The organism is Pseudotabrizicola algicola, from assembly GCF_010915705.1.
Classification (GTDB): Bacteria; Pseudomonadota; Alphaproteobacteria; order Rhodobacterales; family Rhodobacteraceae; genus Pseudotabrizicola; species Pseudotabrizicola algicola.
This window is the reverse complement of record NZ_JAAIKE010000002.1, coordinates 378,510-390,425: the sequence shown is the minus strand read 5'-3', so window position 1 is coordinate 390,425 and position 11,916 is coordinate 378,510. Positions and strand designations below refer to the sequence as shown.

At 62.1% G+C, this 11,916-nt stretch carries 15 protein-coding genes; 4 read left to right on the top strand and 11 right to left on the bottom strand.

Annotated elements, in window-relative coordinates:
- Positions 1 to 70 precede the first annotated feature (70 nt).
- The 4 genes from G3572_RS08480 to G3572_RS08465 form a co-directional block, all read right to left on the bottom strand.
- On the bottom strand, positions 71 to 820 hold the full coding sequence (locus tag G3572_RS08480; RefSeq protein ID WP_164610751.1) for an NYN domain-containing protein: 750 nt from the start codon (positions 818 to 820) through the stop codon (positions 71 to 73).
- Between the two features lie 53 nt (positions 821 to 873).
- The gene (locus G3572_RS08475; RefSeq protein ID WP_164610749.1) at positions 874 to 1,212 is read right to left on the bottom strand and encodes a hypothetical protein; all 339 of its coding nucleotides are present in this window, start codon (positions 1,210 to 1,212) and stop codon (positions 874 to 876) included.
- A gap of 345 nt (positions 1,213 to 1,557) precedes the next feature.
- Complete coding sequence (locus G3572_RS08470; RefSeq protein WP_164610747.1) at positions 1,558 to 2,028, bottom strand: aminoacyl-tRNA deacylase; 471 nt, start codon at positions 2,026 to 2,028, stop codon at positions 1,558 to 1,560.
- An 83-nt stretch (positions 2,029 to 2,111) separates the two neighbouring features.
- Positions 2,112 to 3,242 carry an S-(hydroxymethyl)glutathione dehydrogenase/class III alcohol dehydrogenase gene (locus tag G3572_RS08465; RefSeq protein WP_164610745.1) on the bottom strand — a complete coding sequence of 377 codons (1,131 nt, stop codon included), beginning with the start codon at positions 3,240 to 3,242 and terminating at the stop codon, positions 2,112 to 2,114.
- 260 nt (positions 3,243 to 3,502) lie between these two features.
- Here G3572_RS08465 and G3572_RS08460 point away from each other — a divergent pair, with 260 nt between their 5' ends.
- Entirely contained in the window at positions 3,503 to 3,727 is a 225-nt protein-coding gene (locus G3572_RS08460; RefSeq protein WP_164610743.1) for an I78 family peptidase inhibitor, read from the top strand.
- Positions 3,728 to 3,742: 15 nt separating this feature from the next.
- Positions 3,743 to 4,012, top strand: coding sequence for an I78 family peptidase inhibitor (locus tag G3572_RS08455; protein ID WP_164610741.1), 270 nt, complete (start codon positions 3,743 to 3,745; stop codon positions 4,010 to 4,012).
- 70 nt (positions 4,013 to 4,082) lie between these two features.
- On the opposite strand, the gene G3572_RS08450 is transcribed toward G3572_RS08455, so the two are convergent.
- The 4 genes from G3572_RS08450 to G3572_RS08435 all read right to left on the bottom strand — a co-directional run bounded on the left by G3572_RS08450 (position 4,083) and on the right by G3572_RS08435 (position 6,430).
- Complete coding sequence (locus G3572_RS08450) at positions 4,083 to 4,517, bottom strand: c-type cytochrome (protein ID WP_164610739.1); 435 nt, start codon at positions 4,515 to 4,517, stop codon at positions 4,083 to 4,085.
- A 117-nt stretch (positions 4,518 to 4,634) separates the two neighbouring features.
- Positions 4,635 to 4,787 (bottom strand): Trm112 family protein, encoded by a 153-nt coding sequence (locus G3572_RS08445; RefSeq protein WP_164611304.1) that lies wholly within the window; start codon positions 4,785 to 4,787, stop codon positions 4,635 to 4,637.
- Positions 4,788 to 4,849: 62 nt separating this feature from the next.
- Positions 4,850 to 5,494, bottom strand: coding sequence for an LON peptidase substrate-binding domain-containing protein (locus G3572_RS08440; RefSeq protein WP_164610737.1), 645 nt, complete (start codon positions 5,492 to 5,494; stop codon positions 4,850 to 4,852).
- Positions 5,495 to 5,521: 27 nt separating this feature from the next.
- Positions 5,522 to 6,430 carry a thioredoxin family protein gene (locus G3572_RS08435; RefSeq protein WP_164610735.1) on the bottom strand — a complete coding sequence of 303 codons (909 nt, stop codon included), beginning with the start codon at positions 6,428 to 6,430 and terminating at the stop codon, positions 5,522 to 5,524.
- Positions 6,431 to 6,560: 130 nt separating this feature from the next.
- Between G3572_RS08435 and G3572_RS08430 the strand changes: the two genes are divergently transcribed.
- Positions 6,561 to 7,196 (top strand): SGNH/GDSL hydrolase family protein, encoded by a 636-nt coding sequence (locus G3572_RS08430; protein ID WP_164610733.1) that lies wholly within the window; start codon positions 6,561 to 6,563, stop codon positions 7,194 to 7,196.
- Here G3572_RS08430 and G3572_RS08425 read toward each other — a convergent pair.
- On the bottom strand, positions 7,193 to 7,984 hold the full coding sequence (locus tag G3572_RS08425; protein WP_164610730.1) for a glycosyltransferase family protein: 792 nt from the start codon (positions 7,982 to 7,984) through the stop codon (positions 7,193 to 7,195). The genes G3572_RS08430 and G3572_RS08425 overlap by 4 nt on opposite strands.
- Positions 7,984 to 9,207, bottom strand: coding sequence for a glycosyltransferase family 4 protein (locus tag G3572_RS08420; protein WP_164610728.1), 1,224 nt, complete (start codon positions 9,205 to 9,207; stop codon positions 7,984 to 7,986). Before G3572_RS08420 ends, G3572_RS08425 begins: the two co-directional genes overlap by 1 nt.
- A 591-nt stretch (positions 9,208 to 9,798) precedes the next feature.
- Here G3572_RS08420 and G3572_RS08415 point away from each other — a divergent pair.
- Positions 9,799 to 10,506: a sugar transferase gene (locus tag G3572_RS08415; RefSeq protein WP_164610726.1), complete on the top strand. Its 708-nt coding sequence runs from the start codon at positions 9,799 to 9,801 to the stop codon at positions 10,504 to 10,506.
- Positions 10,507 to 10,578: 72 nt separating this feature from the next.
- On the opposite strand, the gene G3572_RS08410 is transcribed toward G3572_RS08415, so the two are convergent.
- Complete coding sequence (locus G3572_RS08410) at positions 10,579 to 11,916, bottom strand: GumC family protein (protein WP_164610724.1); 1,338 nt, start codon at positions 11,914 to 11,916, stop codon at positions 10,579 to 10,581.

The following is an 11,916-nucleotide window of genomic DNA, read 5'->3' as shown; positions in this document are numbered from 1 at the left end:
TTCTTTGTGCCAACATAGGGGATGGATGGGCCGGCGCAAAGGCGCGGCCTTGCACGGCAACTGTGCGCGATCAGGAAATGTCGCGCAATTCCAGCTGGCCACCCGGACCTTGCCGCACCTCGAACCGGGGCAGCCGACGCACAAGATCCGACAGTTTGGGCGCGCCATAGGTGCGCGTGTCAAAATCGGGGTTGGCCTGCGTGATGAATTGTCCCAACGGCCCGAGTGTATACCATTCACCATCCGGGTCGATGGCACGCATCGCTGCGACAATCAGCGGAATGGCCTTGGAGGGGGCTTCCTTGGTGCCGGGCTTGGCCGTGCCAGAGCTTTCCTGCGTGTCATTGCGGGTTGCGGCGCGCGGCGGGTCTTCGGCAGGGGCGTTCAGGTTTTCGACATAGATAAAGCGCTTGCAGGCCATGCGAAAGGCCTCTGGCGTCTTCTTCTCGCCGATGCCGTAGACATCCAGGCCCTGTTCGCGGATGCGCGCGGCCAGACGCGTGAAATCGCTGTCGGAACTCACCAGAACAAAGCCGTCAAACAACCCCGAGTGCAGGAAATCCATTGCTGCGATGACAAGGCCGATGTCAGAGGCGTTCTTGCCCTTGGTGTTGGAAAACTGCTGATCGGCGACAAGGCCAAGCGCCGCCACTTTCTTCGCCCAACCTGCCAGACGCTGTGCTGACCAGTCGCCGTAGATGCGGCGCACCGATGCCTCTCCCAAGGCGGCGATCTCCTCGAAGATCGCCTCGGCATAGCTTGCCGGCACGTTGTCTGCATCGATCAGGACACAAAGACGGGGGGTTCGCGTTTCGGCCATCGGTTTCTCCACTCCCTGCCGCTTGTCGCATTTTGCGGCGCGAAGGGAAAGGCTCATGCGGGCGGGGGCAAAAAGAAGCCGTCATGGGCCAGCCAATAGGCAAGCAGGTCTCCTGCTGTCTGGTGGGGTAAGGCCAGATGTTCCATCATGTGCAGATCGACCCCGACCAGCCCTGCCATCCGCCACGCCTCTTGCGCGGCCAGTGCGACCTCTGGTCCGGACAGCATATGTTCAAGCGAGCCTGCAGACATCGCCAGCACATAGATCACCTGCAGCGCCGACACCTCGGGCCATCTGCTGACAAGCTGGCCCACAAGCACGCGCGCATCCCGCTTTTGTGACAGCAGGGCGCCGATTGCTGTTTCGATCATTTCCTCTTCGCTTACCGTCACGACCGACCTCTTTGCGCGCAAAAGCCAGTGCGGTCCTTGCAGCAAAGCACAGCTTTGCGGGGCGCGTCAGGGCAATTTGGCCCGCATCCCCGGCTTTGCGATCGTATTCAACTCGGCGATGTGTCCGCGAGAGAGGTCGCTGCAACCATCAAGGGAACGGCGCCCGATTTTGCGAGGGCCATGCGTTCCATGCAGGGGCTATGTTGCCATGAGGGGAAAAGCACGCAAGCGCCGGGTGGATTTTCGGGCCAAAGGGAATCATCCGAGGCGATAACGGGTCGCGCTCGCGCCGGGCTGGCGTCGAGGTGGTCCTCTCTCCGAGCGGGGCCCTCACGAACTATCGGATCATGCCAGCAAGTCGGCGGGACGGGCGGCAAGCACCCGCAGGGCCTCTTGCGGATCCGTGCCGAGCAGTAATCCCCGCGCGCCTGCGTTGATCCAGACCCGCCCGACGGCGCAAACACTGGCCTCTATCGCGGTGGGAACAGGCTTCTTCTGGCCGAAGGGGCTGATGCCCCCCACACGATAGCCTGTCAGCCGTTCAGCCTTGGCGGGCAGCATCATGGAGGCGGACTTGCCGCCGAAGGCACTCGCCACCCGTTTCATGGAAAGCTGGCGGTCTGACGGGATGACACAGCAGGCGGGCGTGCCATCCACTTCCACCATCAGCGTCTTGAGCGTCAGGCCCGGATCGAGCCCGAGCGCGCGGGCGGCGGCCAAACCGACCGCATCGGCGGCCGGATCATAGTCATAGGGGTGCAGCGTTACTGCCACCCCGGCCTGCGCAAGTTGTCGCAAGCCGGGGGTCGAGGTCATGGCCTTGGCTGTTTCTTTTGCAGGTTTCATTCCGGCCCGGCGGGTTTGGCGTCGTCAAGGGTCTGCCCCTGACCGGTTCCGCCTCAGTAAACGACGACGGACCGGATGGACTTGCCCTCATGCATCAAGTCAAACCCTTTGTTGATGTCATCGAGGCTCAGGATATGGGTGATCATCGGGTCGATCTCGATCTTGCCGTCCATATACCAGTCGACGATTTTCGGAACGTCCGTCCGTCCCCGTGCCCCGCCAAAGGCAGTTCCTTTCCAGACGCGCCCGGTGACAAGCTGGAAAGGACGGGTCTGGATTTCTGCGCCAGCAGGCGCCACGCCGATGACCACCGACACGCCCCATCCACGATGGGTGCATTCCAGCGCATCGCGCATTACCTTCACATTGCCGGTGCAGTCAAAACTGTAGTCTGCCCCGCCGATCTGATCGAAGGGCGTTTTGGTGAGGTTGACGATATGCTGGACAATCGAGCCTTCGATTTCCGTCGGATTGACGAAATGGGTCATACCGAACCGCTCGCCCCATTCCTTCTTGTCGTTGTTCAGGTCGACACCGATGATCATATCGGCTCCGGCCATCTTCAGGCCCTGAATGACGTTCAGGCCGATCCCGCCCAGCCCGAACACCACCGCCTTGGCCCCGATTTCCACCTTGGCAGTGTTCAGCACGGCACCGATGCCTGTCGTGACACCGCAGCCGATGTAGCAGATCTTGTCGAACGGAGCATCGTCCCGCACCTTGGCAAGCGCGATTTCCGGCACGACGGTATGGTTGGCAAAGGTCGAGCAGCCCATGTAGTGGTGGATCGGCGTGCCATCCAGCATCGAGAAACGCGTGGTGCCATCGGGCAGCAGGCCCTGTCCCTGTGTCGAGCGGATCGCGGTGCACAGGTTGGTCTTCTGGCTCAGACAGCTTGGGCATTCGCGGCATTCGGGCGTGTAAAGCGGGATGACATGATCGCCGACCTTCAGGCTTTTGACACCCGGACCGACGGCTATGACCACGCCCGCCCCTTCATGGCCCAGAATGGCCGGAAAAAGACCTTCGGGATCAGCGCCCGAAAGCGTGAATTCATCCGTGTGGCAAATGCCCGTGGCCTTGATTTCAACCAGAACCTCACCTTCCTTGGGGTCGGCCAGATTGACCTCCATCACGGTCAGCGGTTTGCCGGGGGCAAGGGCGACGGCGGCACGGGTGCGCATGGGTTTCTCCTCGTTCAATTTGCGTGCAGGCTGGGCGAAACGGCCCGGCAAAGCAAGACCCAGACGCGCTAATTTCAATGGCTCGGCTTGCAAGGGTGCAGGGCGGAGGAGTAGGAATGACTGTCCCTCGCGCGTATCACAAGTGGCCTGTCGTGTCAGAACCCAGTCTCTTCTCGCGCTTGCGACTTGTGCGTGCCTTTGCCCTGTGCGGCGGGCTTTGCGGTTGTCTCGCCCCGCCTTTCGCACCATCAGGGCCCCAGATGCTTCCCGTATCCGCGCTGGTAGACCAAGGTCTTCAGGGTTGCGGCAAAGACCAACTGGCCCATCTGAACGGCAAGCCTTTTGTCGCACTGGCGGATTACCGCCTGCCGGGACAGTTGCGGGTGCTTTATCCCGATCAGGCCGTGACACGGGACTTGATGCCCGACAGGTTGAATGCCCAAGTCAATGGATCAGGTCTGATCCTGAAGCTTTTTTGTGGCTGAACAACGGAGAATGCTATGAAACACGCAGCCTTGGCCGGATGTGCCGTGGCCTTTCTGGCCGCCTGCCAACCCGTGGTGTCAGAAGGACCGGACCTTGCAAGCTGTGGCGCGACCGCGTTGCAGGGGCTGGTCGGACAGCCTGCATCGGCGCTGGAGACGATGCGCTTTGGCACCGATACGCGCGTGATCCGTCCCGATATGGCCGTCACGATGGATTATCGCGCCGAACGGCTGAACATCGATATAGACCGTGCGGAGCGTATCTCGCGGGTCTATTGCGGCTAAACTTTTCACAGCAAGGTTATAAAGGCCCCCGGGTCGCGGGGGCCTTTGCCGAAGACCGGTCGCGGCGGACCTACATCCGGTAGGTGGAATGGCAGTCGCGGCAGGTGCCGCCAATCGCGCCCATGCCTGCCTTGACATCGTCGAGCGAAGCCGCGCCCAGGTTGGTGGCCGCAGTGTTCAGGGCTTGCGCCTTGGCGACGAAATCATCCCAGTTCGACCAGATTTCGGGCTTGGCCTCTGACACAGGGTCGGTGGCCTGCGGCTCGAACTTGGCGGCGATATCGGCAGAGGCCGCAACCAGCGCCTGCTGCGCGGCGGCGGCAGCGGCGGCATCAAAGGCCACCTTTTCCGTGGCCATATCGCCAAGAACCCTGACGTTCATGCCGATGCTGCCCATCAAATCCATACGCGCCTTGACGGTGGGGTCTTGCACGCCTTCTTTTGCGACAGCAACACCGGCAAACAAAAGGCATCCGGCGATCAGGCTTTTGGTCAACAACTTCATCGTTTCTCGCTCCCGGCTGAATACACACAACAATTACGTCAGGGTCATGCACCTTGAAGGTGAAGCTGTTGCCGGCTGCCCGCAAATCACGTGAACGTCATCGGCAAAAACAGTTGCTCAGTCCAGCGCGCGTGCCTCGGAAAGCAGCATGACAGGGATGCCGTCCCGTATGGGAAAGGCAAGCCGTGCGGCCTTTGACACAAGCTCTTGCGTGGCCGCGTCATATGTCAGAACCGCGTGTGACACCGGACAGACCAGACTTTCGAGCATGCGCGGGTCGACAGACTGGGCCGGAGCGTCTGGCGATGCGCCGCTGATTTCGTCGGTAGGCGTCACTGCATCACCTCGTCACTCGCGCCGCCGCGCAAGGCAAATTCAATCAACGTCACCAGCGTTTCGCGCCGGGTGGACAAAGAGGGCGCTTCCAGCAAGGCCTGCTTGTCCTCGGGCGAGAAAGGGCACAGCATGGATAGCGAGTTTATCAGAAGCTCCGTTTCGGCTTCCTTCAGGCTGTCCCAGTCTGTCGACAGGTTCAGCGTGGTCAGATACCGCCCCAGCAGCGCCAGAAAAGCCGAACGGTCAAAGGCCGGATCGGCCTCATCCTCGCGGTTCAGGTCACGGCCAAAGGGCGACCAGTCGACCAAGCAGCGGCGATAGGGGGTGAAACCCTGCACTTCTTCGCGGATACGAAAGCGCGACATGCCCGAGAGGGTAATCATGTAGCGCCCATCCTCGGTCTCGGAAAATCCGGTCAGCCTACCGGCACAACCGATGGCCTGAAGCCGCTTTTCCCCGCCCGGCGTCTCGCGCGGCTGGATCATACCGATCAGCCGCGTCTTGGTTTTCATGCAATCTTCGACCATCGCCAGATAGCGTGGCTCGAAAATGTGCAGCGGCAGTCGCGCGCGCGGCAGCATAAGGGCGCCGGGCAACGGAAAGACCGGGATCGTGTCGGGCAGGTCGGATACTGTGATCATGTTCCGTTACCTAGACCGCAAATGGCATCAGGCAAATATCATCGACGAGAGCTTGCGGCGGCCCTTGAGCACGATGGGGTCCTTGGCGGGCAGCGCATCAAAGATGGTGAAAAGTTGCGCCCGTGCTGCCCCGTCGTTCCACTCGCGGTCGCGCCGGAACAACTCAAGCAGCTGGTCTACCGCTTCTTCGGTCTTGCCTGCGGCAAGCAAGGCGGCGGCAAAGTCAAAGCGCGCCTGATGGTTGGACGGATCGGCCTCGACCGCGTTGCGCAGGTCCTGTTCCGGCCCGGCATTGGCGGCCTGCTTGGCCAATGCGATCTGTGCGCGGGCAGCCTCCACTTCCTTCGAGGTGGCGATGGCCTTGGGCGCATTCGCGGCCAGCACCTCGGCCTGTTCCAGATTGCCAAGCGCCAGATGGCTGCGGATCAGACCGCCATAGGCTGGCGCATTTTCGGCCTCTTCCTCCAGAATGGCCGCAAAGGTTTCTGCCGCATCCACCGCAGCGCCTTCGGCCAGCATCTGCTCGGCTGCCTCGATCGCCTCGGCCAGACCGCCGTCACCGCCCAGGCCCTTGATGCGGTCGATGAACTTCTTGATCTCGGACCCCGGCAGAGCACCTTGGAAGCCATCCACCGGCTGGCCTTGCCAGAAGGCGAACACGGTCGGGATAGACTGCACCCGCATCTGGCCCGCGATCATCTGGTTCTCGTCCACATTGACCTTGACCATGCGGACCTTGCCGCCTTCGGCGATCACCGCCGCCTCAAGCGCCGGACCGAGCGTTTTGCAAGGGCCGCACCACTGCGCCCAGAAGTCGACGATCACCGGAACTTCGCGGCTTGCCTCGATCACATCGGCCATGAACGTGGCCTCTGTCGTATCCTTGATCAGGTTGCTTTTGGGCGCTGTGGCTGGCTTTTCACCAAGGCTGAACATCTGATCCCTCATCCGGCTGAAACTCTGCCCCTTATATGCGCACAGCGCGGGAAAAGGCCAAGGGGGAAGGGGCATTTACGGCGGCGGTTTCTGCCCTTAGCCTTGGGTGGCGCAGGACAGGGAGAATGCGATGCCGTTTCTGATGACCTTTGGCGACAGCAACACACATGGCACCCCGCCGATTGTAACTCGGGGGGAGTATCACCGCTTCGGGCCGGGGGTTCGCTGGCCGCAGGTGTGCGCACGGGCCTTGGGCGTGGGTTGGGAACTGGCCGAGGAAGGGTTGCCGGGCCGCACCGCCCAATTCCCCGATCCGGTGATGGGCGGGCATATGAACGGGCAGGACGGGCTCAAGATCGCGTTGCAAAGTCATGGTCCGGTGGATGTGCTGACCATCATGCTCGGCACCAATGACGTGAAGGCGCGGTTCTCTGCAACGCCCGAGGCGGTGACAGCAGGGGTGGCAGGGCTGGTCGATATCGCGCTCAGCCTTGAGATGCAGGCACGGCATGGCGGCTTCAAGCTGTTGCTGATCTGCCCGCCGCCCGTGGTCGAGGTGGGGCCGATCGCAGGAGAGTTTCTTGGGGCGGCGGCACGCAGCGAAGGTCTGGCCGAACGCTACCGTGCCTTGGCTCGGACCCGCGACATCGGCTTTCTGGATGCGGGTGAGGTGATCGCGGTCAGCCCGCAGGATGGCATTCACTTCGAACCCGAAGCGCATGCCGCGCTTGGCCTTGCCGTTGCCGAAGCTATTCGCCAGCTTTAACCCACCGATGCCGTCAGGTCGGCCCACCCGCAGCGCCGCGCAAGATCTGGCGCAGGTGCTGCGGTGTCAACGGCATCTGTCTCGCGCAGGGCAAGCGATTTTCGCATGTTCCAGCGTTCGCGCATCAGGTGCAGACCAGATCGGCTGATCTTGGTCACGGGGGTCTGGATTGGCAGGTATTGCGGCCATTTTGCCTGCATCCAGCGATAGCTTTCGGTGAAATCGGGGCCAAGCGCCCCGTGAAAGCGGTCGTTGTGAATGCAGGGAAGCCCGATGGCAAAGGCTCCCTTGCCCGCGCTGCGGGCGCGGCAGACGATGTCTGTGCCATACATGTGCCACCCCGGTTGGCTGTCGTCGAACCGCAGGCCGGATGATCGGCGCAGCACGATCAGCATTTCGTCAAAGCTGATCACCGGTTCCGGTTGCGACGGCACCCGCCCGATGATCTGACCCAAGGAAGAGGTCCAGACCGGCCCGAACTGCCGGTAATCGGCCCCGATGCCAAACGCGCCTGCCAAGGCCCAGTCGGGGCAATGGCGCGTCAGTTCGGCAAGCCGCGCGTGCAGCAGCGCGTCCCACCCTTTGGGCAAAAACACATCATGATGGGCAAAGACCACGATCTCGCTCTGCGTCGCATCCAGCGCGCGATTATAGGCTATGGCCGCCGACGGTGCATTGCGCTCGACATGCAACGGAACGCCATTTGCAAGGCAGGGCGAGGCGGCAAGATTTGCGGCAAGGATCGCATCGGAATTGCTGGCACAGGCGATTTGAAACAGGGCTGACATCAGGGGTTGCCTTTGCTGGCGAAAAGGACGGTCAGTTTTTCGGCCTCGCGGTCGATGTCATGGCGTTCAAACGCACGCTGGCGTGCAGCCTGCCCCATCTGGACAAGCCGGGCCGGCGGGGTCGCGGCAAGCTGCCTGATCGCCTGCGCAAGCGCCTCGGCGTCACCTGCGGGGACCAGCCATCCGGTTTCTGCCGTCACCAGTTCCGGCACACCGGCGATGGTGGTGGCAATAACCGCGCGCCCCGCTGCCATCGCCTCCATGATCACGACAGGCAACCCCTCGGCAAAGGATGGCACGATCAGCGCCTGCGCTGCGGCCAGACTGTCCCGCACCCGCCCTTCGTCAAGCCAGCCCGCAAGCGTGACATGCCTGCCAAGATCGTGCCGCGCCATCGCTTCCTCTAGCTGGGGCCGCAGCGGACCGTCCCCCACGAGCGTCAGGTGCAGTCCGGGCAGGTCGGGGACGGCCTTGGCGATCGCCTCAACCAGCAGAGCAAAGCCCTTTTGCTCGGACAGCCGCCCGATCGCCACCAGATGAGGCCCGCCAGAGGGCAGGGCGGCCGGTTCGGGAAAGCGCCAGGGTTCAATCCCACAATGCACCACATGCAGGCGCGGCCAAGTGTCGACACTCGCCCAGCGATAAAGCTGGCTGCGTCCGAAGCTTGAAATCGCGACGGTAAACAAGGCCTGGTCCGCCTTGGCGCCCAAGGCAAGCGCAACCGGCGCGTCAAATTCTTCCGGGCCGTGAACGGTAAAGGAATACGCCGGCCCGCCCATAAGGGCGCAAAGCATGGCGACGGTGGCAGAATTGGTCCCGAAATGCGCATGCAGATGGGGAAGGCGCAACGCATGACAGCGTCGCGCCAGATGCGCGGCTTCGGCCAGATAAACCATATGCCGCAGCCGTCCCCCTGTTCCGGGAACGCCGCCCGCCCCTTTCGCCCCGCAGCGCAAAGCCATCGCAAAGGCACGCGCGGCCCCCGTCGGATGGCGCGCCATCCAGCCGAGGGCCGACAGCAGGAGCCGCCCCGCCCCGATTTGCAGAATATGCTCGGTCCGCGCGTCTTCGGCGATATCGGCAGGGTCCACCAGTGCGGCCCTGTCCGATCGCAGTGCAAAGCGGTGAATGGACCATCCCAGCCGTTCAAGCGCCATGATCTCGCGCCGGATAAAGGTCTGCGAACCGCGCGGATAGGTGTTCACCAGATAAGCGATCTTCAACGAGGGCTCCGCAAGGCTTGGCACCGCTGGGGCACCCGCTGCAAGCATCGCGACTGCGCTGCGGGGATGCAAGGATTTTGACAGCCCGATGTTTTTAAGCCGCACGGCGAAACGTGGCGTGTTCCCTGCCGTTTCGGCCGGAGCCGTTCCGCGGCATTGTTTCTAGATTTTCGATAATCTTTAAGTACTTCACAACGCGGGCAGACGCCGGATTTCCCTGCGATGTGTGCCATGTGATGCTCGCTTTAGAAGGGCTGCTGCGAATCATTGCGGCGCATTGTGAATGCCTATGCGGTATCACTTTCCGAGCAATACACGCATAGGATGAGTGCGGCAAAGCCCTGTCAAAGATGCGACAAAATTTCCTCTGAATTATGGTCGGAATTGGGCGCCGGGCCAGACAATGGCTGTCGTCAAACGTCCTCAACAACGGGTAAAATACGACTGGGGGCGCTTGATCTGAGTGCTGAATATGGTTTTTGTTTTGCTGCCAATCTGGGCGCGCCGGATGACCGGTTCCGCGCTCGGGCAGGGACGTGACAGATCGTCATTGTTGCTGGCTGGGCTACGGGAAACCGGAGGGCCGGGGTAATGTCTTTTACCTTCCCCGAGTTTCCGCCCCGCAGAGCGCAACCTGTCAAGCCGCCACCCGATTTTTCGGGGCTGGTCCTGCGCCCGAAGACAAAGCCTTTCGGGCTATATAGAAATGTATTCAAACGGGTGCTTGACCTCACCGCGTTGACGCTGGCCGCACCTGTTGTGGTGCCGGTGATTGCCGTTCTTGCGCTCGGTGTTGCCTTGGATGGCAGCAACCCGTTCTACAGCCAGTTGCGTATCGGCAAGGGCGGCAAAGAGTTCCGCATGTGGAAACTGCGGTCAATGGTGCGCAATGCCGACGCGCAGCTGCAAGACGTTTTGAAACGTGATCCCGCCGCGCGCGCGGAATGGGCGGCGACGCAAAAGCTGCGCAACGATCCACGCATCACCCGTTTCGGCAAGCTTTTGCGGCGCTCGTCGCTGGATGAACTGCCGCAACTGTGGAACGTGCTGACGGGGGATATGAGCCTGGTCGGACCGCGTCCGATGATGGTGGACCAGCGCGATATTTATCCCGGCACCGCTTATTACAACCTGCGGCCGGGCATCACCGGCTATTGGCAGACTGCAGGCCGCAACCGCACCACCTTTCAGGCGCGTGCCGAATATGACACGGTCTATGATGAAGGTCTGGCCTTCACGACCGACATGCGCATCCTGTGGCGCACCATCAGCGTCGTGATGAACGGGACCGGGTGCTGATTTTCCGATGCAGCCCGAACAAAAAGGCCCGCCCTCTGTAGGGCGGGCCTTTTGCATTCTGTCCTGCCACTTTCAGAACATCGCGACGATTGCCGTCAAGACCACCAAAAGCGCCCCGCCCAGCACAAGTTTGCCGCGGAGCTCCTCTATTGCAGGCAGCCGTCCCGCCTCATTCTCGATCAGCGAAGCGATCGCCCGCCGCCCGAGCGGCTTGCGGCTGTGCGGCTTGATTTCGGGGATCGACACCACGGGGCGCAGGTTCAACTCTCGCTCCATCTGCGCGGCTGTCCGGATAACCGGATGCATCAGGTCCAGCAAGAAGGCCAGCACCAGCCCCAGACCAGCGCTGCCGATCAAGCCGACAACGGCCATCTTCCTGGCACCGGAACCGAGCGGATAATCCGGGGTAATCGCCCGCTCCAGCATCGAAAACCGTTCGGTCTGTCGGCGCGAAGCAAGGCTCTGCGCGGTCTCCGCCTCTGCCATCCGCTGTGACACCACCGTGTACTGGTCCTGCAACTGCCGCAACTGCCGCTCATAGCCTGACAGCGCCCGCTCTACCTCGGCGGTATCGCCCACCGTGGCTTCAAGCGCCGCCTTGCGTTCCGCCAAAGGCGCGCGCTGCGCCGCCAGAACAGCCAACCGCTGCGCTATATCGTCCAGCCGCCGCCGATCCGTTGCCCGCTGGGTCTGAAGCGCGTTCAACTGCGCCTCCTCGCTGCGAAGTCCGGTGATCTCCTGGTCCAGTGCCCGAAGCGAAGTCTCCAGCTCTGCGATCTGGTCCTGCCGCGCCTCGCGCACGCCGGGAAGCGAACTGCGATTGCTTTCACGGTAGCTTGCAATCTGCTCTTCCAATGCGGTGATCTGGGTCCAGAGGCGATTTTCCTGTTCCTTGAAGAACTGGAAACTTGCCTCGGCCGTTGCGCGCTTGCCCTCTGCCCCCATGTCGAGCACGCTTTGCGCCAAGTCATTCGCGATGCGGGCGGCATTCTCTGCCTCTCCGGCCCGCGCCGAGATGATCAGCGCCGACAAGGCTCCGGAGGGGCCGGACACGCTTTGAAACCGGATCGACTCGCGCATCGCCATCACCTTGTCTTCGATCGACATGGCAGGCGCATCGGCGAACAGGCCATGCCGGTCGATCAACGCGATCAGGTTTTCGCGGGTGGTCAGGCGCTGTTCGATGCTGGTCAGCAGTTGCAGCACATTCACCGGCATGGCCGGTGCCTGCCCGCCGTCAGTCACCATCGGCAGTTCGACCTGCAAGACAGCGGCGGTTTCAAAAACATCCGGACGCGTTTTGGCATACCAGATGGCAAACAGGGTGCCGAACAGACTGACCGCAGCGATCAGCCAGAATCTGCGGCGGATCAGGCCAAGCAGGTCTTCGACAGTCTGGATCGGACCCAT